The following is a 24,658-nucleotide window of genomic DNA, read 5'->3' as shown; positions in this document are numbered from 1 at the left end:
GAACAGCTATGTGGCGAGCTCCGGAGTCCGGAGGCGCCGAACCAGACCAATGGGAGCGGGCATGGCGTCGGACAGCAGGAAGTCTTTCTCGAACATCAGGGTGACGCAGCCGATCCTCGACCGCCTGGCGGAGCTCCACAGCCGCTTCCTCAGGGGCCAGCGCAACGGCGTGCGCTGCATGCTCTACGACTGCGATCTCTCCGGGCTCAACTTCGCCGGCCTCAACCTCACCGACAGCGAGATGACCGGCTGCAACTTCACCGGCGCCCGCCTGGTCGACGCCAAGTTCGGCCAGGCCCGCCTGTTCGGCGCCCGCTTCGACGACGCCGACATGACCCGCACCGACTTCGAGCGCGCCGACCTGCGCGGCTCGACCTTCGAGCGGGCCGACCTGTCGGGCGCACTGCTGACCGGCGCCGACCTGCGGGACAACGCCGTCCTCGACGAGAATGGCGGGCGCGAGCAGTCCTCGACCTTCAAGCGCGCCGTGCTGCGCGGGACCAACATGAAGCAGGCGCGCCTGAAGAACGCCGACTTCTCCAGCGCCGTGCTCGACCGCGTCGACCTGACCGGCGCCGACCTGCGCGAGGCGGCCTTCAACGGAGCCGAGTTCCGCAACACCACGATGGAGGGCGCGCGCCTGGAGCAGACCGACCTGCGCGGCGCCTCCTTCGAGGGCATGGACAAGAGCCTGTTCGAGAACTCCCTGGCGATCACCGCGAACGCCACGCGAGCGACCCCAGAGTTCCTGGCCAAGGCGCTGGGCGAGCATAAGCAGTGGGTGCTGAGCGGCGGTCGGGAAGGGCGCAAGGCCGACTTCAAGGGGCTCGATCTGGCCGAGCGCGACCTTTCCGGCAGCTTCCTGGCGGCGGCCGACCTGTCGTTCTGCCTGCTGAGCGGGGCGAAGTTGCGCGGCGCCGTGCTGGCCGCCGCCGACCTGCGCAGCGCCAATCTGCTGCGCGCCGACCTCTCCGGCGCCGACCTGCGGGGCGCCGACCTGCGCGAGACCAACCTGCGCGATGCCGACCTCAGGGACACCAGGACCGGCCAGCTCGACAACGTCAACCTCTTCACCCGGCTCGCCGAGGCGGAAGCCGTCGACGCCTGAGGCACGCTGCGGGGCAGCGGCCTTTCGGCGCGCCGGCGCCAGGCGGCTTGATCCGCGGGGCGCCGAGGGTCATCTTGCCGGCATGTCCCGCCTCGCCGTCCGTCTCGCCTTCGGCTTCCTGCTCGCCGGCGCCATCCAGCCGGCTGCCGCGGTCGAGCGCGTGGTGCCGCAGAGCCAGGGCCAGCTCCAGCTGTCCTTCGCGCCGGTCGTGCGCCAGACGGCGCCGGCCGTGGTCAACATCTACGCCCAGCGGATGGTCCGCCAGCCGGTCTCGCCGCTGTTCAACGACCCCTTCTTCAAGCGCTTCTTCGGCGACACCTTCGGCGGCGGGCCGACCCGGCAGCGCCAGCAGCAGTCGCTGGGCTCGGGCGTGATCGTCGACCCCGACGGGCTGGTCGTGACCAATCACCACGTCGTCGCCGGCGCGGACGAGATCCGCGTCGTGCTGAACGACCGGCGCGAGCTCGACGCCACCGTGCTGCTCAGCGATGAGCGCACGGACCTGGCGGTGCTCAAGCTCGAGGGCCAGTACAGCGCCTTGCCCTTCCTCGAGACCAGCCCCTCGGAGCGCCTCGAGGTCGGCGACCTGGTGCTGGCGATCGGCAATCCCTTCGGCGTCGGCCAGACCGTGACCAGCGGCATCGTCTCGGCCCTGGCGCGCACCGGGATCGGGCCGACTGACTTCCGCTCCTTCATCCAGACCGACGCGGCGATCAACCCCGGCAACTCGGGCGGCGCCCTGGTCGGCCTCGACGGCAAGCTGGTCGGCATCAACTCCGCGATCTACACCCGCACCGGCGGCTCCGTCGGCATTGGCTTCGCGATTCCTTCGGAGATGGTCGAGACGGTGATCCACGCCGCTCTCAACGGCGGCACCATCGAGCGGCCCTGGATCGGCTTTCGGACCCAGGAGCTGACGCCTGATCTGGCGCGCGGCTTCGGCCTGGACTCGCCGCGCGGCGTGCTGGTCACCGACGTCTATCCGGGCAGCCCGCCGGCCAACGCCGGCCTCGAGCAGGGCGACCTCATCGTCGCCATGGACGGCCGCGAGATCGACGATCCCGAGGCGCTGACCTTCCGCATCGCGACGCGGCCGATCGGCAGCCCGGCCGAGTTCGAGATCCAGCGCGGCGGCCGGCCGCTGAACCTGCGTTGGCCGATGGAGGTGGCGCCCGAGAACCCGCCCCGCAACGAGACCGTGCTCGATGGACGCCATCCGCTGGCCGGTAGCAAGGTCGTCAACCTCTCGCCGGCGGTGTCCGAGGAGCTCGGCGTCAGTGCCTGGCGCGGCGTCGCGCTCTCGGCCGTGGCGCGCAACGGCGCGGCGCGACGCTACGGCCTGCAGACCGGCGACGTGCTGATCTCGGTCAACGGCCAGCGTGTCGAGAGCGTCGAGGGCCTCGACCGGCTGCTGGCCGGCCAGCAGCGCTGGTCGCTGCTGATCAGCCGGGGCGGCAAACAGCGCCGCCTGGAGATCCTCGGCTAGCATGCCGGACCCAGCGCCCGGCACCGCCCGCCGCCGGCCGAAGGTCACCGCCTGATGTCCAGCGGCGAGCTGTTCGAGGCCCAGGCGCCGCGGCCCCTGGCCGACCGCTTGCGGCCGCGGAGCCTCGAGGAGGTGCTCGGTCAGGACCACCTGATCGGCAAGGAGGGGCCGATCGGGCGCATGGCCGCCCAGCACCGGGTCAGCTCGAGCGTGCTTTGGGGGCCGCCGGGCACCGGCAAGACGACCGTCGCGCGGCTGCTCGCCGAGGTCAGCGACCTCGCCTTCGAGCCGTTGTCGGCGGTTTTCTCCGGCGTCGCCGACCTGCGCAAGGTCTTCGAGCGCGCCAAGGAGCGGCGCCGCACGGGGCGCGGCACCCTGCTGTTCGTCGACGAGATCCATCGCTTCAACCGCGCCCAGCAGGACGGCTTCCTACCCTACGTCGAGGACGGCACGGTCGTGCTGGTCGGGGCGACCACCGAGAATCCCTCCTTCGAGCTCAACGCGGCGCTGCTGTCGCGCTGCCAGGTCCTGGTCCTCAAGCGCCTGGACGAGGCGGCGCTCGAAAAGCTGCTGGAGCGCGCCGAGGCAGAGGTCGGGCGGCAGCTGCCGCTCGCCGGGGAGGCGCGCGCCTCGCTCTGCGCGCTGGCCGACGGCGACGGCCGCTACCTGCTGAACCTAGTCGAAGAGATCTTCAGCCTGCCCCGGGCGGCGGACGACCCGCCGCTCGACACCGCCGCCCTGGCCGAGGTCGTGCAGCGCCGCATGCCGCTCTACGACAAGAGCCAGGAGGGCCACTACAACCTCATCTCGGCGCTGCACAAGTCGCTGCGCGGCTCCGACACCGACGCCGCGCTCTACTGGTTCGCGCGCATGCTGGCCGGCGGCGAGGATCCCGAGTACATCGCGCGGCGCCTGCTGCGCTTCGTTGTCGAGGACATCGGCTTGGCCGACCCGCAGGCGCTGACCCAGGCGATCGCCGCCTGGAACGCCTACGAGCGCCTCGGAAGCCCGGAGGGCGAGCTGGCCCTGGCCCAGCTGGTCGTCTACCTGGGCACCGCGCCGAAGTCGAATGCCGCCTACAAGGCCTACGGGGCGGCGACTCGCTCGGCACGGGAGACCGGCTCGCTGATGCCGCCGATGCACATCCTCAACGCCCCGACCAAGCTGATGAAGCAGCTCGGCTACGGAACGGGCTATGCCTACGACCACGACGCGCCCGAAGCCTTCTCGGGGCAGAGCTACTTCCCCGAGACGATGGCGCGCCAGCGTTTCTACCGGCCGGTCGAGCGCGGCTTCGAGCGCGAGATCGCCAAGCGTCTGGACTACTGGGAACGGCTGCGCCGGGAGCGCGCCGAGGGGGGGAAGGATGAGAGCGATTGACGGGTGGGCAGCCTTGCGCGTCCCGCGACGCGGTCATGCAGGAGCGCCTGTTGTGCCGGCCGGAGTGCCTCGTATTGTCTTGATGACAATGTCCGGCGAAACCCGGGTCTGCCCTCTCCACAGAGCGAGATACTAGCCCCATGGTCGAGCTCAACGTCCCCAAGCGGGATTCCGTCGCGCTCATCACCGTGGACATGCAGAACGACTTCCTGCGCAGCGACTCGCCGGTCATGGCGAGCGGCGTGAAGACCGCGCTGCCCCAGATCGGGCGTCTGGTCCACGGCTTCAGAGAGCACCGCAAGCCGATCTTCCATTCGGTCCGGCTCTACCGGCCCGACGGCAGCAACGTCGACCTGTTCCGGCGCACCGCGGTCGAGGAGGGCATGCGCGTGCTGATGCCCGGCACGCGCGGCGCCGACCTCGCGGCCGAGGTCTCGCCCTGCAAGGCACGCCTGATGCCCGACGCCCTTCTCGAGGGCGAGTTCCAGGAGCTGGCGCGCAACGAGCACGCCTTCTACAAGCCGCGCTGGGGCGCCTTCTTCGGCACCGACCTGGATGCGCGGCTGCACCAGCTCGGCATCACGACGATCCTGGTCTGCGGCGTCAACTTCCCGACCGGCGGGCGGGCCACGGTCTACGAGGGCGCGGCGCGCGACTACCGGGTGATCGTCGCCAGCGACGCCTTCGGCGACGCCAGCGAGGACAGCCTGCGCGAGCTCGGGCGCCTGGGCGCCTATCAGAAGACGGCGGCCGCCTGCCTGGACTGGCTTGAGGGCGGCCAGCGCTCCAGCGCGGCCTGACGCCGCAAGCCTTACCTGCGGCGCCGCTTTCCGCTACAAGCCGCCTATGAAGATGACGATGCTCCTCGCGGTCGCCTCCGGCGGCGCCCTCGGCGCGCTCGGCCGCCACTACCTGGCCGGTCAGGCGATGCGCCTGCTCGGCCACGGCTTTCCCTGGGGCACGCTTCTGGTCAACGTGCTCGGCTGCTTCGCCATGGGCCTGCTGGTCGAGCTCTTCGCCCGCCATTTCAGCCCGACCCAGGAGCTGCGCGCCTTCCTGACCGTGGGCCTGCTCGGCGCCTTCACGACCTTCTCGGCCTTCTCGCTCGAGGTCGGGCTGCTGCAGGGCCGCGGCGAGCTCGGCCTGGCCGGGCTCTACGTCGCGCTCAGCGTCGGACTGTCGATCGGCGCGCTGTTCCTCGGCATGGGGCTGGTCCGGGGGCTGCCGTCATGAGCGGCGTCGAGCTGCGCACGGTCGGGGCCGGCGAGGGCGAGCAGCGCCTCGACCGCTGGTTCAGGAAGCACTATCCCGAGCTCAGCTTCGGGCGGCTCGCCAAGCTGCTGCGCACCGGCCAGGTCCGGGTCGACGGCAAGCGCGCCGAGACCTCGACCCGGCTGGTCGAGGGCCAGGCGATCCGCGTGCCGCCGCTCGAGGGGCACGGCAGGACCGGGTCGCAGCCGGCCGAGCGGCGCCCGGCGCCGCCGCTCTCGGAGGCCGAGGCCGAGGCGCTGCGCGCGCGCATCCTGTTCAAGGACGACTGGCTGATCGCGATCGACAAGCCGGCGGGGCTGGCCGTGCAGGGCGGCAGCGGCCAGACCCAGCATCTCGACGCCATGCTCGACGCCCTGATGTTCGAGGCCGTCGAGCGGCCGCGCCTGGTCCACCGGCTCGACCGCGACACCGCCGGCGTGCTGGTCCTGGCGCGCACCGCCGAGGCGGCACGGCAGCTCGGAGAGGCCTTCCAGCGCGAGGGCGGCGGCGACGGTGCGCGCAAGATCTACTGGGCGCTGGTCGCCGGCGTGCCGCCGAAGCGGCGCAGCGAGCTCGACCTGCCGCTCGGCAAGGCCGGCGCGCCGGGCCGCGAGAAGGTCCGCACCGACGTCGCCGACGCCAAGTCTGCGCGCACCCGCTACCACGTCATCGACAGCCACGCCCGCAAGGCCAGCTTCGTCATGCTGCGCCCGCTGACCGGCCGCACCCACCAGCTGCGCGTCCACATGGCGGCGCTCGGCTGCCCGATCCTCGGCGACGGCAAGTACGGCGGCCGGCAGTCCTTCCTGGAGCGGCCGGCCCTGCCCAAGCAGCTGATGCTGCTGGCCCGCGAGCTCGCGGTGCCGCACCCCGAGGACGGCACCACGGTGCGCTTCACGGCGCCCGTGCCGCCGCACTTCGCCGAGGCGATGGCGGCGCTGCGCTTCGACCCCAGCGGGCCGGCCCTGGAGCGCGCCGCGGAATGGCTGGAAGGGTGACCCCCCGCGCGCCCATGCCGCCCGCCACCCTGCCGCCCACCCTCATGCCGCCCGCCCACTCCTTCAAGCTGATCGTCTTCGACTTCGACGGCACCCTGGTCGACAGCCAGGCCGGCATCGTGCGCTGCATGGCCGCGGCCTTCGTCGCCCTCGGCCTGCCGGCGCCCGAGGCAGCCGCGGTGCGCCGTGTCGTCGGGCTGTCGCTGGAGCTGGCGATCGCGCGCCTGCTGCCCGACGAGGCCCAGGATGCCGTCGTCGAGGCCGCGGCCGCCTACCGCGGCGCCTTCCTGACCTGGCGCGCCGATCCGGCCTTCCACGAGCCGCTGTTCGAGGGCGTGAGCGAGACCCTGGCGCGGCTCGATGCGCCGGAGGTGCTGCTCGGTATCGCGACCGGCAAGAACCTGCGCGGCCTCTCCGCTGCCCTGGAGCGCCACGGCCTGGCCGGCCGCTTCGCCACCCTCCAGACTCCGGACCACTCGCCCTCCAAGCCGCATCCTGGCATGCTGAGGCGTGCCATGGACGAGGTCGGCTGCAACCCTTGCGAGACGGTATTGATCGGCGATACGACTTTCGACATTGAAATGGCACAGAACGCCGGCACGCTCTCGCTCGGCGTCTCCTGGGGCTACCACGCGCCCGAGGAGCTGCTGGCGGCCGGCGCGAGCGCGGTGCTCGGCTCGATGGCCGAGCTGCCGGACAACCTGACGAGTCTGGCGGGAGGGCAGCGATGAAAGTGGTCAAGTGGATCGCGATCGGCCTGGTCGTCCTGGTCGCGGCCGTCGCCGCCACCTTCTATGCGATCCTGAATACCCTCGACACCGAGGAGCTGCGCGGCTTGATCGAGGCCCAGGCCGAGAAGGCGACCGGCCGCAAGCTGCGCCTCGCCGGGCCGATCGACCTGTCGCTGTCCCTGACTCCGGCCGTCGTGCTGCAGAAGGTCACCTTCGACAACGCCGACTGGGGCAGCCGCCCGGCGCTGCTCGACGTCGGCCGGGTCGAGGCCCAGGTCGCGCTGCTGCCGCTGCTCGAGGGCCGCTACGTGATCCAGCGCGTCGTCGTGTCGGACGCCGACATCCTGCTCGAGACCGACCCCCAGGGCGAGGGCAACTGGGCTCTCCCGGCGATGGCCGACGGAACGGGGACCGAGGCTGCGGGCAGCGCGGGCGAGGGCCAGGAGCAGACCGTCTCCGGCAAGCCGGTGATTCCCGAGATCGGCTCGATCGTCGTGCGCAACAGTCGGCTGGTGTACCGCGACGGGGCGACCGGCAGGAGTTTGCTGCTGGGCATCGATTCCCTGGAGCTGACGCCCGAGGGCGACCTGATGGGCGTCGCCGCCGACGGCAGCTACCAGGAGGTGCCCTTCGAGATCGACGGCCGGATCGGCGGCCTGCCGGTGCTGACGGCGGGCGGCGACCTGCCGGTCGACCTCTCGGGCCGGATCGCCGGGGCCGCGGTCTCCGTGGAGGGTCGGATCGACGACCTGAAGGGCTCGGCGACCCCGGACCTGCGAGTCGCGCTGGAGGCCAAGAGCCTCTCGCAGTTCGACAAGCTGGCCGGACTCGCCCTGCCGGCCCTCGGACCGCTCGCCTTGGGCGCCAGGGTCGGCCTCGACGCCGGGCTGGTGACGCTCGACGACCTGGCCCTGACGCTCGGCGGCTCCGACCTCGCCGGCAGCCTCACGGCCAGCCTGGCGGGCGAGCGCCCCTCGATTCTGGCCGATCTCACCGGCGCCCGGGTCGATCTCTCCGACTTCGCGAGCGCCGCCGCCGAGCAGGAGGCCGTCTCGACCGCCCCCGGCGACCGGCCGGCCGACGGTTCCGCGGACCAGCCGGCCGGCCAGCCCGAGCCCGCCACCTCTGATCGCGAGGCCGCCGGCGCCTCGCCCTTCGTCATCCCCGACACGCCCTTGCCTCTGGCGGCGCTGCAGGCGGTCGACGCCGAGGTCGCCCTGACGCTCGGCGAGCTGGTCGTCGATCCCCAGACCACACTGTCGGACGTGGCGCTGGCTCTGCGCCTCGAGAACGGCCGACTCGAGGTCTCCCGGCTGCAGGCAGCCGCCTTCGAGGGGCGGCTCGACGCGACGCTCAGCCTGGACGCCGGCCAGATGCCGCCGGCGCTGGCCACCAGGATCGACGTCGAGGGCCTCTCGCTCGGCAAGGTGACGCGCGCCTATGCCGGCACGCGGGACCTGGAGAGCTCGCTCGACCTGGCGCTCGACCTCCAGGGGCGGGGCGACTCGCCGCGTGCCCTCGCCGCCAGCCTAAACGGCAGCAGCGAGATCGTCGGCGGCGAGGGCGTCGTCACCAACCGCATCCTGGCGATCTTCGCGAGCGGCCTCGACGAGATCCTGGGCCCGCTGTTCGGCGGCCGCCAGGAGACCCGGTTGAACTGCCTGGTGAGCCGCTTCCGCTTCGAGGACGGCCGGGCGATCAGCCAGGCCCAACTGGTCGACAGCAGCACCTTCTCCCTGGCCGGCACCGGCACCATCGACCTGCGCGACGAGCGGCTCGACCTGAAGTTCGACACCAGGACGCGCGAGGCGGCGCTGGTCAGCCTGGCCGTGCCCTTCGTCGTCACCGGCACGCTGGCGGATCCGCGGCCGGCACCCGACGTCCTGGGCAGCGCGATGCAGGTCGCCGACTTCATCAAGGGCGGCAGCAACCCGCTCGCAGCCCTCGAGCAGGTCGTCGCCGGCGCCGCCGGCGCGGCCCCGGCGGCGGGGGCCAACCGCTGCCTCGCCGCGCTCGAGCAGACCGCCGACGTTCCGGCAAGCGAGACGCCGCTGGGCACGCTCCGGCAAGGCCTCGACCGGGCGCTCCAGGGCGAGGACCCGAGAAAGGCGCTCGAGGATGCCGCCCGGGACGCGCTGGGCGAGGACGCGCTGGGCGAGGACTCGCCGGCCGGCGACGCCCTGAGGCAGGGCCTCGACAGCCTGTTCAAGCGCGATTGACGCCGGCGAGCCGGATGTCCTCCCAGGCCAGGAAGCGCTTCTACCAGACGGTCACGGTCGCCCGCGAGGCGGCCGGCCACCTCGTCCAGCTCGACGGGCGGCCGGTGCGCACGCCCCTGCGCGCGCCGCTGCTGCTTCCCCATCCCACGCTTGCCGAGGCGGTCGCCGAGGAGTGGCGCCGCCAGGGCGAGAGCATCGATCCCAACGGCATGCCGCTGACCGCCCTGGCCTGCAGCGCCCTCGACCTGATCCCGGCCCAGCGCCCGGCCGTGGTCGAGGAGCTGGCCGGCTTCGCCGAGCACGAGCTGCTGTGCTACCGCGCCGACCACCCGGCCGCCCTGGTCGAGCGCCAGAAGGCGACCTGGCAGCCGCTGCTCGACTGGGCCGCCTTGGCCCAGGACGCGCCCCTGGTCGTCACCGCGGGTCTGGCCAGCGTGCCGCAGCCGCCCGACTCCCTGGCCGCCCTGCGGCGCGCCCTGGAGCGGCGCGACGACTGGCGGCTGGCCGGCCTGGCCCTGGCCGTGCGGGTGGCGGGCTCGCTGGTCGTCGGCCTGGCGCTCGCCGAGGGCCGGCTCGACGCCGCCGGCGCCTTCGAGGCCGCCGAGCTCGACGAATCCTTCGGGCTGGAGCGCTGGGGCGCGGACGAGGAGGCCGCCAGGCGCCGCGCCGGCCTGCGGGCCGAGCTGGAGGCCGCCGAAGGCTTCCTGCGCCTGCTCGACGCGCCCTCCGTCTAGCGCCCGGCCGGCTGCCGCGCGCCCGCGCCCGCCCCTCGCCTTGCCGGAGGCGGCGCGCCCATGCTATCGGCGGAGCGGCCTGCCCCCCGGGGCGGGCCGGCCCAGGCGGCAGGACAGGGAACGACGCGCCGATGAAGGAGATCCTCGAGGAGCTGGAACGGCGGCGCGCCCAGGCCCGGCTCGGCGGCGGCGAGAAGCGCATCGCGGCCCAGCACGGCAAGGGCAAGCTGACCGCCCGCGAGCGCCTCGAGGTGCTGCTCGATCCCGGCTCCTTCGAGGAGTGGGACATGTTCGTCGAGCACCGCAGCGTCGACTTCGGCATGGCCGAGCAGCGCGTGCCCGGCGACGGCGTGATCACCGGCCACGGCCGGGTCGGCGGTCGCCCGGTCATGGTCTTCAGCCAGGACTTCACGGTCTTCGGCGGCTCGCTGTCCGAGACCCACGCCCAGAAGATCTGCAAGGTCATGGACCAGGCGATGCGCCTCGGCGTGCCGGTCGTCGGGATCAACGATTCCGGCGGCGCGCGTATCCAGGAGGGCGTCGACTCCCTGGCCGGCTACGCCGAGGTCTTCCTGCGCAACGCCGTCGCCTCGGGCGTCGTGCCGCAGATCTCGATGATCATGGGGCCCTGCGCCGGCGGCGCGGTCTACTCGCCGGCGATGACCGACTTCATCTTCATGGTCAAGGACAGCTCCTACATGTTCGTGACCGGTCCCGACGTGGTCAAGACCGTGACCCACGAGACCGTGACCCACGAGGAGCTGGGCGGCGCCATTACCCACACGACCCGGTCCGGGGTCGCGGACCTCGCCTACGAGAACGACGTCGAGGCGCTGCTCGAGCTGCGGCGCTTCCTGTCGTTCCTGCCGCTCAACAACCGCGAGGCGCCGCCCAGGCGCGCGACCCTGGACCCGGCCGAGCGCGACGACTTCTCTCTCGACACCCTGGTGCCGCCGAGCGCCAACAAGCCCTACGACATCAAGGAGCTGATCGGGAAGGTCGTCGACGAGGGCGAGTTCTTCGAGCTGCAGCCCGCCTATGCCGGCAACATCGTCATCGGCCTCGCCCGCATGGACGGCCGGCCGGTCGGCATCGTCGCCAACCAGCCGATGGTCCTGGCGGGCTGCCTGGACATCGCCAGCGCGATCAAGGGCGCGCGCTTCGTGCGCTTCTGCGACTGCTTCAACATCCCGCTCGTCACCTTCGTCGACGTGCCCGGCTTCCTGCCCGGCACCGCGCAGGAGTACAACGGCATCATCAAGCACGGCGCCAAGCTGCTCTTCGCCTACGCCCAGGCGACGGTGCCCAAGGTCACGGTGATCACCCGCAAGGCCTATGGCGGCGCTTACGACGTGATGAGCTCGAAGCACCTGCGCGGCGACGTCAACTACGCCTGGCCCTCGGCCGAGATCGCGGTGATGGGCCCGAAGGGCGCGGTCGAGATCATCTTCCGCGCAGACGCCGCCGACCAGGACAAGATCGAGCAGCGCACCGAGGAGTACCGGCGGCTCTTCGCCAACCCCTTCGTTGCCGCCAGCCGCGGCTTCATCGACGACGTCATCATGCCGCACGGCACCCGCCGGCGGATCTGCCACGCGCTCGGGCTGCTCGAGAAGAAGAAGCTCGAGGATCCCTGGCGCAAGCATGACAACCTGCCGCTGTGACCCACGCCATTTCGCCCCTTCGACAGGCTCAGGGTGAAGCGCGACCCTTCCGCCCGCGCCGGGCGTCGCCGTCGCTTCATGGTGAGCCTGTCGAACCATGCAAGCGCCGGGAGCCGCCGCGAGCGGGGGAGCTGAGATGTTCAAGAAGATCCTGATCGCCAATCGCGGCGAGATCGCCGTCCGGGTGATCCAGAGCTGCCGGCGGCTCGGCATCGCCACGGTCGCGGTCTATTCCGAGGCCGACCGGGATTCGCTGCACGTCGAGCTGGCCGACGAGGCGGTGGCGATCGGCCCGGCGGCCTCCTCCGAGAGCTATCTCTCGATCGAGAAGATCGTGGCGGCGGCCAAGGCGACCGGTGCCGAGGCGATCCATCCGGGCTTCGGCTTCCTGTCCGAGAAGGCCGCCTTCGTCGAGGCGCTCGAGAAGGCCGGCCTCGTCTTCATCGGGCCGCCGGCGGCCGCGATCGCGGCGATGGGCGACAAGATCGAGTCGAAGAAACTGGCGGCGGCGGCCGGCGTCAGCACCGTGCCCGGCTACATCGGCGAGATCGCCGACGCCGCCGAGGCCGTGAAGATCGCCGGCGAGATCGGCTACCCGGTGATGATCAAGGCCTCGGCCGGCGGCGGCGGCAAGGGCATGCGCATCGCGCGCAGCGAGGCCGAGGTCGCCGAGGGTTTCCGGGCGGCGCGCAGCGAGGCCAAGAGCTCCTTCGGCGACGAGCGCATCTTCATCGAGAAGTACGTCGAGGAGCCGCGCCACATCGAAATCCAGGTGCTGGCCGACGCTGAGCGCTGCCTCTACCTCTGGGAGCGCGAGTGCTCGATCCAGCGGCGCCACCAGAAGGTCGTCGAGGAGGCGCCCTCGCCCTTCCTCGACGAGGCGACCCGCAAGGCCATGGGCGAGCAGGCCGTGGCGCTGGCCCGGGCCGTCGACTACCGCTCGGCGGGCACCGTCGAGTTCATCGTCGACCGGGAGCGCAACTTCTACTTCCTGGAGATGAACACCCGCCTGCAGGTCGAGCACCCGGTGACCGAGATGATCACCGGCCTCGACCTGGTCGAATGGATGATCCGGATCGCCGCCGGCGAGACCCTGCCCTTCGGCCAGCACCAGGTGAAGCGCGACGGCTGGGCGATCGAGACTCGGGTCTACGCCGAGGACCCGGCGCGCGGCTTCCTGCCCTCGATCGGGCGGCTGGTCCAGTACGCCGAGCCCCGCCTCGTCGAGGGCGTGCGCGTCGATTCCGGGGTGCGCGCCGGCGCCGAGATCTCGATGTTCTACGACCCCATGATAGCCAAGCTGGTGACCCACGGCCCCGACCGCGAAACCGCGATTCAGCGCATGCGCACGGCGCTCGACGCCTTCCACATCCGCGGCATCCGGCACAACATCGGCTTCCTGTCGGCGGTCGTCGGACATCCGCGCTTCCGCGAAGGGCGCCTCTCGACCAACTTCATCGCCGAGGAGTTTCCCGACGGTTTCTCCGGCGTCGCGCCGGGCCCTGACGACCTGCACCGCCTGGTCGCCGTCGCCGCCTTCGTCGGCTGGCGCCGCGAGTTCCGCGCGTCGCCGCCGGCGGCGCCGGTCGAGCGGGTCGTCTTCCTGGACCGCGTGCCGCATCCGGTGACGATCGAGGGCACGACCGTGGACGTCGTGGTCCGTGGCCAGGGCTTCGAGCGCGAGCTGCGCGGCACCTGGGAGCCGGGCGCGCCGCTGTTCCGGGGCGCCGTCGGCAGCCGCTCGCTGGTCGTCCAGGTCGACGCCGAGGAGCCGGGCTTCCGCCTGTCCTTCGAGGGCGCCGAGCTGCTCGCCCTGGTCGTTGCGCCGCCGGTCGCCGCGCTGCTCGAGCTGATGCCGGTGAAGCAGCCGCCGGACCTCTCCAAGTTCCTGCTCTCGCCGATGCCGGGCCTGCTGGTCTCGCTGGCCGTCGAGCAGGGCCAGGAGGTCAAGGCGGGCGAGGAGCTGGCGGTGGTCGAGGCCATGAAGATGGAGAACGTGCTGCGCGCCACCGCAGACGGCAGGGTCTCGGCGATCAAGGCCAGCCCTGGGGATTCCCTGGCCGTCGACCAGGCGATCCTGGAGTTCGAGTAGCCGCCGGGCCGCCCGGCGCCGCAGAAAAAGCTTGTCGAGCCGGCCCGGTCCGTCGGATTATTGGACCGTCATTCTGTCCGGACGGCCGACTCTCGTGCCTTAGTGGCTACGGAAACGCTGCCAATCCATGCCACAGTTTGACGCGCCGGACCGACCCGTGGGAAGGGTCGGGGGCGCGACCGACGCACAGAGGAGATCTGCGATGCCCGTCGGCACAGTCAAATGGTTCAACGCCACCAAGGGTTACGGCTTCATCCAGCCGGATTCGGGCGGCCCGGACGTCTTCGTCCACGTCTCGGCCGTCGAGCGCGCCGGAATGGGCAGCCTGAACGAAGGCCAGAAGGTTTCCTACGAGGTCCAGGTCGACCCTCGTCGTGGCAAGAGTTCCGCGGAGAACCTGAAGGCGGTCTGACGCCGGGGTTTCATCCGAGTTCGCGAGGAGGGCACCGGTCTCCGGTGCCCTTTTCCTTTTTTGAAGTATCGCCCGAGCGGCGAGGAGAGGGGGGCATGGCCTTCAAGCCGAACTACAACCAGCAGCGCGCCGAGCGCAACCGGAACAAGCTGCAGAAGAAGCAGGAAAAGCTGCAGAAGAAGGAAGAGGAGGTCGCGCGCCGCAAGGCGGAGCGGGGCGAGGGCGATCCCGAGCCCGAGGGCGACCAGCCGGAAGCCGCCGAGGGCGAGCTGCCGCCGGCCTCCGAGACCGACCGGCCGCAGGGGTAGCCGGCGGAGAGCTAAGCGGCTCCGGGCGCCAGCCCGACGCCCTTAGCGCCTGGCACGGGCCAGCTTCTCGATCGTCTCGTGCAGCGCCTGCAGGAACTGCGAGCGGTCGCGCGCCGAGAAGGGGCGCGGGCCTCCGGTGACCGCGCCGGCCTCGCGCAGATCCTGCATCAGGTTGCGTGTCGCCAGTGCCATGCCGACGGAATCCTCGGTGAAGGCGCGGCCGTTTGGGCCGAGCACGGCGGCGCCGGCCTTGACGCAGCGCGAGGCCAGCGGCACGTCGCTGGTCACCACGATGTCCCCCGGGCCGACCCGCTCGGCGATCCAGTCGTCGGCGGCGTCGAAGGCGGGCCCGGCGACGACCGGCCTGATGCGCGGCTCGCGCGGTACGCCCATGACGTCGGCAGCGACGACGTAGACCGTCAGGCCGTGGCGCTGCGCGACCCTGTAGACCTCCGTCTTGACCGGGCAGGCGTCGGCGTCGATGTAGATGCTGCCCACGCTCAGCCGCGCATGCGCGCGCCGCTCGGGTCGTAGGGCGGCTCGGCCAGCACCGTCGCGGTCACGGCGCTGCCCAGGCTGTCGGTGACGAAGCGCCGGCCCGGCTCGGCCAGCGCGGCCGGCAGGTAGCCCAGCGCCAGGCTCTTGCCGACGCTGTGGCCGTAGGCGCCGGAGGTCACGAAGCCGACGCAGCGGCCCTCTTCGAGCAGCGGCTCGTCGCCCCAGAGGTCGGCGTCGGTCGCGGCGATCTCGAACAGCGAGAGCTTGCGCGCCGGCCCGGCCTGCCGCTCGGCGGCGGCCGCCGCGCGGCCGATGAACTCGCCCTTGTCGAGCTTGACGAAGCGGCCGAGGCCGGCCTCGAAAGGCAGGTGTGCCGGGCTGTACTCGCGGGTCCAGCCGCCGAAGCCCTTCTCGACGCGCAGCGACTGCAGGGCGCGGATGCCGATCGGGCGGGCATCGACCGCCTTGCCGGCCTCGAGCAGCATCTCGAGCAGGGTGTTCTGGTATTCGGGCGCCACGTAGATCTCGAAGCCGAGCTCGCCGGTGAAGGAGATCCGGCCGACCCGCGCCGGCACCAGGCCGAGCGCCATCTCGCGCACCGCCAGGAAGGGGAAGGCGTTGCCGCCGAGGTCCTCGTCGGTCAGGGACTGCAGCACCTGGCGGGCCTGCGGGCCGGCGAGGTTGAAGCCGACCCACTGGCGCGTGACCGCCCGGCAGGTCACGCCGGTCTCCGGCAGGTGCCGGTGGAACCAGCGCTGGTGATAGACCTCGGCGCCGCCCGAGCCGACCAGGAAGAAGCGGTCCTCGGCGAGACGGGCGACGGTCAGGTCGCCGACGAGCCGGCCCTTCTCGCTGAGCATCGGCGTCAGCGCGATGCGCCCGACCTCGGGCAGGCGGTTGGCGAACAGGCGGTCGAGGAAGGCGGCGGCGCCGGGCCCCGAAACCTCGTGCTTGCCGTAGGCCGAGATCTCCAGGATGCCGGCGCGCTCGCGCACCGCCCGGCACTCCTCGGCGACCGGCTGGAAGGCGTTGGAACGGCGGAAGGAGGGGGTCTCGACCGGGGCCGTGCCGGCCGGCGCGTACCACAGCGGGTACTCGGTGCCGAACTGCGCGCCCATGACCGCACCGAGCTGCTTCAGGCGCGGGTAGGCCGGCGTCGTGCGCAGCGGCCGCGCCGCCGGCAGCTCCTCGTTCGGGAAGGTGATCGAGAAGCGCCGCCCGTAGTTCTCCTTGACCTTCAGCATGGTGAAGCGGCGGTTGGCGAAGTCGCCGTAGCGCGCCACGTCCATGGCCAGGGTGTTGGTCTCGGCCTCGCCGTCGATCATCCACTGGGCCAGCGACAGGCCGACGCCGCCGCCCTGGCTGAAGCCGGCCATGACGCCGGCGGCGATCCAATAGTTGCGGTAGCCGGGCACCGGCCCGAGCAGCGGGTTGCCGTCGCCGGCGAAGGCGAAGGGGCCGTTGACGATCTTCTTGATGCCGGCCTCCGCCAGGCAGGGGTAGCGCCTGTAGGCGGTCTCCATGCGGTCGATGATCCGGTCGAGGTCGCTCGGCAGCAGCTCGTGGCCGAAGTCGCGCGGCGTGCCGTTCAGCGACCAGGGCGTGCCCTCGGCCTCGTAGGTGCCGAGCAGCAGGCCCTTGCCCTCCTGGCGCATGTAGCTCTCGCCCTTGAAGTCGACGGCGTGGATGATCTCGCTCGGCGAGCTCGCGACCTCCGGGATCTCGTCGGTCAGGATGTACTGGTGCTCCATCGGCAGGATCGGCACCGAGTGGCCGACCAGGGCGCCGACCTCGCGCGCCCACAGGCCGCCGCAGTTGACGACGTGCTCGGCGACCACCGTGCCGTTCGGCGTGACCACGTTCCAGGAGCCGTCGGCGTTCTGGGTCAGCTCCTCGACCGGCGTATGGCGGTAGACCTCGGCGCCGAAGGAGCGCGCCGCCTTGGCATAGGCGTTGGTCACGCCCGAGGGGTCGACGTGGCCGTCGAGCGGGTCGTAGAGCGCGCCCAGGATGTCGCCGACCTCGGCGATCGGCAGCCGGCGCTTGACCTCGGCGGCGTCGACCAGCTCCAGCTCCAGGCCCAGCACCTTGCCCTTGGCGTGGACCGCGCGGATGTAGTCGAGGCGGGCTGGATCGCTGGCCAGCAGCAGGCCGCCGGTCTGGTGGATGCCGCAGGACTGGCCGCTCTCCTGCTCCAGGGTGCGATAGAGGTTGATCGTGTAGCCCTGCAGCTTGGCGACGTAGGGGTCGGCGTTCATGGTGTGCATGCCGCCGGCGGCGTGCCAAGTCGAGCCGGCGGTCAGCTCCGAGCGCTCGAACAGCCCGACCTCGCGCCAGCCCAGCTTGGCGAGGTGGTAGAGCACGCTGGCGCCGACCACGCCGCCGCCGATCACGGCGGCCTGCAGATGCGACTTCATCGGGACGAATCCTCCGGGGCTTTCGAGCGAGTGTCGTGCGCGACGACAGCATGGCCGCCGGCCGGAATCTAGCGCAAAGCCGACAGGCCGTGACGCGAACGTTGCGCCGCTGCGGGCGGGCTGGCGCGAATGTCTCAGAGTGCTGCCGGGGCTCGGGACCTTGCTCGAAACCTGGCTCGGAACCTCACGGAGAGATCCAGGGAGAACGCCCTGGACCCGGGGTACGGCTGCCGTGCCTGCGTCGTTGGAGACCCGGCCGAAAGAGAGGAGGGCGCTTGTCCCGGGTTCCGACCTGTTCCGCGCGAGCATCTCCTGCGACCGGTGAGTGAGCGTATGGCCAGCGCCTGGGCAACTAAAAATTGTAGTAATCGTTAAGAATCTTCAGAAAATATTAAATCGAATTACGCAGGATGAGAAGAAGTGCTCCTGGTGGAATGCATTCAGAAGTTCAGGAGCCGGCAATAACCTTGGAAGGAGACCCCTCATGAACAGATCTACTTTTCTCGCCCTCGTCGGTGTTGCGGTCCTGGCAGCGGCTCCCGGCGCGACGACGGCCTCCGAGCCGCACGTCGAGCCGATCACCGCCTTCGCGGACTCCGTCGTGAGGGGCTGGATCGCCGAGCCGGTGCTGGTCGAGGCGGTGAAGGCGCAGAACGCGGAGACCGGCGGCTACGATCAGGCCAAGATCGACGCGCTGGACCAGCAGTGGCGTGCCGAGACCGCCGCTGCGGCTTCGCCCATGATCGACGACGTCCTCGCCAACGCGCTGTCGCAGTGGCTGGACAGCGCCAAGGAGCAGCAGGGCGGCCTGGTCACCGAGATCTTCGTAATGGATGCCAAGGGCCTGAATGTCGGCCAGTCCGACGTCACTTCCGACTACTGGCAGGGCGACGAGGCGAAGTTCCAGAAGACCTTCGACGTCGGTCCCGATGCGGTCTTCGTCGACGGAGTCGAGCGCGACGAGTCGACCCAGATGTTCCAGTCCCAGGTCAGCGTGACCGTCGTCGATCCGGCGAGCGGCGCTTCGATCGGCGCGATCACCGTCGGCATCAACGTCGACGCCCTCTAGGGTCGTTACGCTCCAGGGATTCCGATCGAGACGCCGACGACCCGCGCGGCGCGCCGTCTTTGAGACGAGGAGGAAGGTCATGAGCAGTACAGAAACGCCCGGTCCGGCGACCGGCGCGACGCATCGCCGGCCCCGACTGACTGTCGCCCGCAAGCTGACCCTCGCCGTCGCGCTTGCTGTGGTGCTCGGCTTCGCGGCGGTCGCCGCGGTCGGCCTGCTGCGCACCCAGCAGACGCTCTTTCAGCTGGGTGAGGAGAAGTTCCTGACGGTGACCCAGCTGGTCGCCGGCAACGTCGCCGGCGGCATCCGCTGGAACAAGCCGGAGGCCATCGAGGAGGTCTACCGCCCCTTGACCGGGCAGCCTGAGTCGGCGATCGCCTCGCTCTGGACCTTCGACGCCGCCGGTGCGCTGGTCTCCCGCTACGATTCCGACCGCCTGCCGTCCTTCGACTTGGCCGAGGCCGCCAAGCGGTCCGCCGAGGCCGACGGCGGCGTCTGGCTCGCCGAGACGGGCTCGCACATCGCCATCGCCGTGCCGGCCGGCGCCGACAAGGACGGCGGCCGGATGGGCACCCTGGCCATCGCCTGGAGCACCGACGCGCTAGACGGGGCGGTCGCCGCCGCGGCCTGGCAGAGCGTGCTCGTCTCGCTGGCTGGGGTCGGCCTGCTGCTCGCCCTGCTTACGGTGATGGCGGGACGCCTGATCGGCCGACCGCTGAACCGCATCACCGGCGCCATGTCGGGCCTCGCCGACGGCAGGCTCGACATCGAGGTGCCGGAGCGCAGGCGCGGCGACGACGTCGGCGAGATGGCCCGCGCGGTCCAGGTCTTCAAGGACAACGCCCTCGAGATGCAGGCGCTCCGGCGGCGCCAGGAGGAGGAGGAGGCGCGCAGCGCCGAGACGCAGCGTGCCGGCCTGCTGGCCATGGCCGAGGAGCTGGAAGGCAGCGTCAAGGCGGTGCTCGACGGCCTGACCGGCGCAACCGAGACCATGCAGAGTCATGCCCATCAGATCACCGAGGCGATCGAGGGCAGCGCGCGCCAGATCGCGGCGGCCGGATCGGCTTCCGAGGAGGCCTCCGCCAACGTCCAGGCGGTTGCCGGTGCCGCCGAGGAGCTCACCGCCTCGATCGCCGAGATCGGCAGGCAGACCCAGGATTCCCTGCGCATGACCGAAGAGGCGGTGACCACGACCAAGGGCACCAACGACCAGATTCAATCCCTGGCACGCGCGGCCGAGCGGATCGGCGAGGTGGTCAGCCTGATCTCGGACATCGCGGAGCAGACCAACCTGCTGGCGCTCAATGCGACGATCGAGGCGGCGCGCGCCGGCGAGGCCGGCAAGGGCTTCGCGGTCGTCGCCTCCGAGGTCAAGAACCTGGCGACCCAGACCGCCAAGGCGACCGACGAGATCGGCCAGCAGATCGCCTCGATCCAGTCGGAGACCAGCCAGTCGGTCACGGCCATCGCCACGGTTACCGGAATCGTCGGGAAGGTCAGCGAGATCGCGGGCCACATCTCGGGCTCCGTCGACGAGCAGAACTCGGCGACACAGGAGATCGTGCGCAACATCGGCGAGGCCGCGATCGGCACCGCCGAAGTGTCGCGCAATGTCGTGGGGGCCGGGCAGGTCGCGACGGAAACCGGCACCGCGGCTCAGGAGATGCGCGTGGCATCGGAGCGCGTCGCCGAGCAGTCGCTGGCTCTCGACCAGGCGCTGGGGCGCTTTCTGTCCAAGCTGCGGGCCGCCTGAGGGGCGGCAGCGCGGGGAGCGGATCGCGAGGAGCAGTGGCGGGCGGCACCGGCTCGAGGAACCGAGGGCGGGGCGCGTTGGGGGCCGCGCCCCGCCGTTCCGGTTCGTCCTCCGGCCGGCTTCGCCGGCACGCAGGACATCGCCGTAACCCATGACTCGCACAGGAGTTCCTGCCCGGCGGCGCTATTCTGCACGGCCCGGTAGGTCCTGCAGGGTGCCGTGCTCCTCCGCTGGGCGATGGGCGGACCTCAGACCAGCGCGTCCGGCGGCTCCCGTCCGGCGAAGAGGGCGTCGAGGTTGTCCAGGCACTTGAAGCCCATGGCGTCGCGGGTCTCGACCGTGGCGCTGCCCATGTGGGGCAGCAGGAAGGCGTTGGGCAGCTCGCGGTAGCGCGGATCGAGCCTCGGCTCGCCGCGGTAGACGTCGAGCCCCGCGGCGGCCAGCTTCCCGGACTTGAGGGCCGCGATCAGCGCGTCGTCGTCGATCACGGTGCCGCGCGCCGAGTTCACCACGACGGCGCCGTCCGGCAGCTTGGCGATGCGCTCGGCATTGAGAAAGTTCTCGGTCTCGGGGCTGGCGGGGAAGTTGAGCGAGACGAAATCGCAGATGCCGAGCAGCGCGTCGGCGTCTGCCTGGTAGGTGGCACCCTCTTCCTGGTCGGCCGGCAGGCGCCGGCGGTTGTGGTAGTGCACCTCCATGTCGAAGCCGCGGGCGCGGCGGGCCACGGCGCGTCCGATCCTGCCCATGCCGAAGATGCCGAGGCGCTTGCCGGTGACGTGGACGCCGAGCAGCTGGGTCGTCGACCAGCCGACCCACTCGCCGGCACGCAGCATCGACTCGCCCTCCCAGGCGCGCCGCGCCGCGCCGAGCAGGCAGAGGAAGGCGATGTCGGCCGTCGAGTCCGTGAGCACGTCGGGGGTGTTGGTGACGCGGATTCCGCGCGCCTTCGCCGCCGTCGTGTCGATGTGCTCGTAGCCGACCGAGAAGGTCGCCAGCGCGCGCACCGACTCGGGCAGGCGGGCGATCACCTCGGCGGAGAACTTCTCCGAGCTGCAGCACAGGATCGCCTCGCAACCCTCGGCCTGAGCGACCAGACGATCGGAGTCGTAGACTTCGTCCGTCTCGTTGAGCCTCGCCCGGTAGTCGCGCTGCAGCCGCTCGGTCACGGCGGGCGGCATCCTGCGCGTCACGAGCAGGAGGGGACGGTCGGTCATGGCATTCTCCCTGTTGTTGCCGGTCGCCGCCGCGCCTTGTCACGGCGCTGCCGCAAGCCTAGTAGTTGTAGCGAGGGCTGTGGAGCTCAATGAAGGACGAATGCGATGCGAGGCCTCCTAGCCGCGAGTCTGACCGCGCTCGCCATGTTCGGCGCGCTGGCCGCGACGGGGGTTGCCGCTCCGGTCGGCCCCGGACCGGCCGATCCGGTGATCGCGGCGGTCATCGACCGTTTCGAGCCGCATCGCGCCTCCTACTCCCTTAGCCTCGACCGCGCGCGCAGCGGCGACGTCTCCTCGGCGAGCGGCCGCCTCAGCTTCGAGTGGCGCGATGTCTGCGACGGCTGGAGCGTGCGCCAGCTGACCCGCGTCGAGGTCTCGCGGGGCGAGGGACCGGGTCTCGACTTCGGCTGGAGCTTCGATTCCTGGGAGGCCAAGGACGGGCGCGCCTACCGCTTCTTCATCGACCGCTACGACCACGGAAGCAAGAGCGAGACGATCTCGGGCCGGGCCAACCTGGAGGCGGTCGGCGCCGGCGGTACCGCGCAGTTCGCCCGGCCGGTCGAGCGCGAGGTGACGCTGCCCGCCGGCACCGTGTTCCCGACCTGGCACTCCTACGAGATGATCGCCATGGCCGAGCGCAAGCAGCCGCAGATGTGGCGGACGGTCTTCGACGGCTCCGCGGAGGACGACGGCCTGACCGGAGTCTCCGCGGTGATGGCGGACAGCGAGGCCCATCCGGTCCTGCCGAAGGTCGGGGTCGAGCTGCTCGCCGGCCTGGGCGCGCACCGCGTCCACCTGGCCTACTACTCGATGAGCGAGGACGAGGCTGCGCCGGTCCACGAGCAGGAAGTGCTGATCTACAGCAACGGCGTCGCCGACGACTTCGTCTTCGACTACGGCGATTTCGCGCTGCGCGCCCGCCTGACAGACCTCAAGGCCCTGCCGGCGCCCGACTGTTGAGCCGCTGGCGGCTTGGCGCGCCGCTTTCATACCGCTGAGTTCGCGAGCGAATCGCCGAATCGGAAGCCGGCCGGGGCCCGCCTTCCGGCCGCGCGCGAGTGCCGGTTGCGCCCTGCAAACGATTCTGCCATGTTCCGCGCGCCTCATTCCGGGGATTCCAGCCTTTTGGAGTAGCTAAAGGTTCCTTTGGCCGCCGCGGCCGGTCGCGGCGTCTGTCCGAGGGAACGGGGGAAGGATCGAATGTCGTCTAGCCTTTCGCTGATCATTGCCATCGCCTGTGGCGCGCTGGCCGTCGTCTACGGTGCGATCACCGCCAAGTCGGTGCTGTCGGCGGATGCCGGCAGCGCGCGCATGAAGGAGATCGCCGCCGCCATCCAGGAGGGCGCCAGCGCCTACCTCAACCGCCAGTACATGACCATCGCCGCCGTCGGCGTCGTCATCCTGGTTCTGGTCGCTGTGCTGCTGGGCTTCGTCGCCGCCGGCGGCTTCGTGATCGGCTCGGTGCTCTCGGGTCTGGCCGGCTACATCGGCATGTACGTGTCGGTGCGCGCCAACGTCCGCACGACCCAGGCCTCGGCCACCGGCGGCATCGCCGGCGGCCTCGACGTCGCCTTCAAGTCGGGCGCCGTGACCGGCATGCTCGTCGCCGGCCTCGCGCTGCTCGGCCTCGCCGGCTACTACGGCTTCATGCAGCTGATCGGCTACGGCCTCGAGGATCGCGAGACCGCGGTCGCCCTGGTCGCCCTGGCCTTCGGCGCCTCGCTGATCTCGATCTTCGCGCGTCTCGGCGGCGGCATCTTCACCAAGGGCGCCGACGTCGGCGCCGACCTGGTCGGCAAGGTCGAGGCGGGCATCCCCGAGGACGACCCCCGCAACCCGGGCGTCATCGCGGACAACGTCGGCGACAACGTCGGCGACTGCGCCGGCATGGCCGCGGACCTGTTCGAGACCTACGTGGTGACGGTCGGCGCGACCATGGTGCTGGCCTCGATCCTCTTCGCCGGCGAGGCCTTCCTGTCCGACATGATGGTCTATCCGCTGCTGATCGGCGGCGCCTGCATCATCACCTCGATCATCGGCACCTACTTCGTGAAGCTGGGTGCCAGCAAGAAGATCATGGCGGCGCTCTACAAGGGCTTCGCGGCCTCGGTCGTGCTGTCGGCCCTGGCGCTGATCCCGGTGACGGCCCTGACCATCGGGTTCGGCACGGAGTACACCTACGGCGAGACCTCCTTCACCGGCACCGACCTCTTCTTCTGCGCCCTCGTCGGCCTCGCCGTCACCGGCCTCATCGTGGTCATCACCGAGTACTACACCGGCACCAACTTCCGTCCGGTGAAGTCGGTCGCGGCGGCCTCGGTGACCGGCCACGGCACCAACGTCATCCAGGGCCTCGCCGTCTCCATGGAGGCGACCGCCCTGCCGGCGCTGGTGATCTGCGCCGCGATCTGGGTGACCTACGTGCTGGCCGGCCTGTTCGGCATCGCCATCGCGGTCACCGCCATGCTGGCCCTGGCCGGCATGGTCGTCGCCCTCGACGCCTTCGGTCCCGTCACCGACAACGCCGGCGGCATCGCCGAGATGGCCGACCTGCCGGCCGACGTGCGCGAGACCACCGACGCGCTCGACGCGGTCGGCAACACCACGAAGGCGGTGACCAAGGGCTATGCGATCGGCTCCGCGGGCCTCGGCGCGCTGGTGCTCTTCGCGGCCTACACCGAGGACCTGAAGTACTTCATCGCCGAGGGGTCCGCGGCCTTCCAGGGGGTCGTCGTCGACTTCTCCCTGTCCAACCCCTTCGTGGTCATCGGCCTCTTCGTCGGCGGCCTGCTGCCCTACCTGTTCGGCGCCATGGGCATGATGGCCGTGGGCCGCGCCGGCGGCGCGGTGGTCGAGGAGGTGCGCCGCCAGTTCCGCGAGATCCCGGGCATCATGGAAGGCACGGGCAAGCCGGACTACGGCCGCTGCGTCGACATGCTGACCAAGGCCGCGATCAAGGAGATGATCGTGCCCTCGATGCTGCCGTTGCTCTCGCCGATCGCGCTGTTCATGATCGTCTGGGCGCTGGCCGACAAGTCGGCGGCCTTCTCGGCCCTCGGCGCGATGTTGCTCGGCGTCATCGTCACCGGCCTCTTCGTGGCGATCTCCATGACCGCCGGCGGCGGCGCCTGGGACAACGCCAAGAAGTACATCGAGGACGGCCACCACGGCGGCAAGGGCTCCGAGGCCCACAAGGCCGCGGTGACCGGCGACACGGTCGGCGATCCCTACAAGGACACCGCCGGCCCGGCCGTCAACCCGATGATCAAGATCACCAACATCGTGGCGCTGCTGCTGCTCGCGGTGATGGCGCACTGATCGCCG

General features: G+C 71.1%; 20 protein-coding genes. 17 read left to right on the top strand and 3 right to left on the bottom strand.

Annotation, left to right across the window (positions count from 1 at the left end; translation table 11 throughout):
* The first annotated feature begins 61 nt into the window (after window positions 1-61).
* The 13 genes from WD341_RS03155 (at window position 62) to WD341_RS03095 (ending at window position 14,383) form a co-directional block, all read left to right on the top strand.
* A complete protein-coding gene (locus WD341_RS03155; protein WP_368423963.1) occupies window positions 62-1,108 on the top strand; it encodes a pentapeptide repeat-containing protein in 1,047 nt (348 codons plus the stop codon).
* 82 nt (window positions 1,109-1,190) lie between these two features.
* Window positions 1,191-2,594, top strand: a complete 1,404-nt coding sequence (locus WD341_RS03150) for a DegQ family serine endoprotease (protein ID WP_368423962.1) — start codon at window positions 1,191-1,193, stop codon at window positions 2,592-2,594.
* A 54-nt stretch (window positions 2,595-2,648) separates the two neighbouring features.
* Window positions 2,649-3,974 carry a replication-associated recombination protein A gene (locus tag WD341_RS03145; protein WP_368423961.1) on the top strand — a complete coding sequence of 442 codons (1,326 nt, stop codon included), beginning with the start codon at window positions 2,649-2,651 and terminating at the stop codon, window positions 3,972-3,974.
* A gap of 140 nt (window positions 3,975-4,114) precedes the next feature.
* The gene (locus WD341_RS03140) at window positions 4,115-4,774 is read left to right on the top strand and encodes a cysteine hydrolase family protein (protein WP_368423960.1); all 660 of its coding nucleotides are present in this window, start codon (window positions 4,115-4,117) and stop codon (window positions 4,772-4,774) included.
* 52 nt (window positions 4,775-4,826) lie between these two features.
* Complete coding sequence (crcB, locus tag WD341_RS03135) at window positions 4,827-5,207, top strand: fluoride efflux transporter CrcB (RefSeq protein ID WP_368423959.1); 381 nt, start codon at window positions 4,827-4,829, stop codon at window positions 5,205-5,207.
* Complete coding sequence (locus WD341_RS03130) at window positions 5,204-6,223, top strand: RluA family pseudouridine synthase (RefSeq protein ID WP_368423958.1); 1,020 nt, start codon at window positions 5,204-5,206, stop codon at window positions 6,221-6,223. Before crcB ends, WD341_RS03130 begins: the two co-directional genes overlap by 4 nt.
* Before the next feature lie 14 nt (window positions 6,224-6,237).
* Window positions 6,238-6,954 carry an HAD-IA family hydrolase gene (locus WD341_RS03125; RefSeq protein WP_368423957.1) on the top strand — a complete coding sequence of 239 codons (717 nt, stop codon included), beginning with the start codon at window positions 6,238-6,240 and terminating at the stop codon, window positions 6,952-6,954.
* A complete protein-coding gene (locus WD341_RS03120) occupies window positions 6,951-9,173 on the top strand; it encodes an AsmA family protein (RefSeq protein ID WP_368423956.1) in 2,223 nt (740 codons plus the stop codon). Before WD341_RS03125 ends, WD341_RS03120 begins: the two co-directional genes overlap by 4 nt.
* A 14-nt stretch (window positions 9,174-9,187) precedes the next feature.
* On the top strand, window positions 9,188-9,907 hold the full coding sequence (locus tag WD341_RS03115) for an ATP12 family chaperone protein (protein ID WP_368423955.1): 720 nt from the start codon (window positions 9,188-9,190) through the stop codon (window positions 9,905-9,907).
* A gap of 131 nt (window positions 9,908-10,038) precedes the next feature.
* Window positions 10,039-11,571 carry an acyl-CoA carboxylase subunit beta gene (locus WD341_RS03110; protein WP_368423954.1) on the top strand — a complete coding sequence of 511 codons (1,533 nt, stop codon included), beginning with the start codon at window positions 10,039-10,041 and terminating at the stop codon, window positions 11,569-11,571.
* Window positions 11,572-11,707: 136 nt separating this feature from the next.
* Complete coding sequence (locus tag WD341_RS03105; RefSeq protein ID WP_368423953.1) at window positions 11,708-13,663, top strand: acetyl-CoA carboxylase biotin carboxylase subunit; 1,956 nt, start codon at window positions 11,708-11,710, stop codon at window positions 13,661-13,663.
* A 202-nt stretch (window positions 13,664-13,865) separates the two neighbouring features.
* Window positions 13,866-14,075 (top strand): cold-shock protein, encoded by a 210-nt coding sequence (locus WD341_RS03100; protein WP_368423952.1) that lies wholly within the window; start codon window positions 13,866-13,868, stop codon window positions 14,073-14,075.
* A 95-nt stretch (window positions 14,076-14,170) separates the two neighbouring features.
* On the top strand, window positions 14,171-14,383 hold the full coding sequence (locus WD341_RS03095) for a hypothetical protein (RefSeq protein WP_368423951.1): 213 nt from the start codon (window positions 14,171-14,173) through the stop codon (window positions 14,381-14,383).
* 42 nt (window positions 14,384-14,425) lie between these two features.
* Here WD341_RS03095 and WD341_RS03090 read toward each other — a convergent pair whose 3' ends face one another.
* A complete protein-coding gene (locus WD341_RS03090; protein ID WP_368423950.1) occupies window positions 14,426-14,881 on the bottom strand; it encodes a YaiI/YqxD family protein in 456 nt (151 codons plus the stop codon).
* Window positions 14,882-14,883: 2 nt separating this feature from the next.
* Entirely contained in the window at window positions 14,884-17,298 is a 2,415-nt protein-coding gene (locus WD341_RS03085; protein ID WP_368423949.1) for an FAD-dependent oxidoreductase, read from the bottom strand.
* Between the two features lie 484 nt (window positions 17,299-17,782).
* Here WD341_RS03085 and WD341_RS03080 point away from each other — a divergent pair, with 484 nt between their 5' ends.
* Together WD341_RS03080 and WD341_RS03075 are read left to right on the top strand one after the other, a co-directional pair.
* A complete protein-coding gene (locus WD341_RS03080; RefSeq protein ID WP_368423948.1) occupies window positions 17,783-18,367 on the top strand; it encodes a hypothetical protein in 585 nt (194 codons plus the stop codon).
* Window positions 18,368-18,446: 79 nt separating this feature from the next.
* Window positions 18,447-20,120 carry a methyl-accepting chemotaxis protein gene (locus WD341_RS03075; protein WP_368423947.1) on the top strand — a complete coding sequence of 558 codons (1,674 nt, stop codon included), beginning with the start codon at window positions 18,447-18,449 and terminating at the stop codon, window positions 20,118-20,120.
* 248 nt (window positions 20,121-20,368) lie between these two features.
* On the opposite strand, the gene WD341_RS03070 is transcribed toward WD341_RS03075, so the two are convergent.
* Window positions 20,369-21,334 (bottom strand): 2-hydroxyacid dehydrogenase, encoded by a 966-nt coding sequence (locus WD341_RS03070; protein WP_368423946.1) that lies wholly within the window; start codon window positions 21,332-21,334, stop codon window positions 20,369-20,371.
* A 105-nt stretch (window positions 21,335-21,439) separates the two neighbouring features.
* Between WD341_RS03070 and WD341_RS03065 the strand changes: the two genes are divergently transcribed.
* Both WD341_RS03065 and WD341_RS03060 read left to right on the top strand, forming a co-directional pair.
* The gene (locus WD341_RS03065) at window positions 21,440-22,294 is read left to right on the top strand and encodes a DUF1849 family protein (protein ID WP_368423945.1); all 855 of its coding nucleotides are present in this window, start codon (window positions 21,440-21,442) and stop codon (window positions 22,292-22,294) included.
* A 240-nt stretch (window positions 22,295-22,534) separates the two neighbouring features.
* Window positions 22,535-24,652, top strand: a complete 2,118-nt coding sequence (locus WD341_RS03060) for a sodium-translocating pyrophosphatase (RefSeq protein ID WP_368423944.1) — start codon at window positions 22,535-22,537, stop codon at window positions 24,650-24,652.
* Window positions 24,653-24,658: the final 6 nt, after the last annotated feature.

The organism is Tistlia sp. (genome assembly GCF_040905785.1).
Taxonomy (GTDB): Bacteria; Pseudomonadota; Alphaproteobacteria; order Kiloniellales; family DSM-21159; genus Tistlia.
Note: the sequence above shows the minus strand (reverse complement) of the source record. Positions and strands in the feature narration are given on the sequence as shown.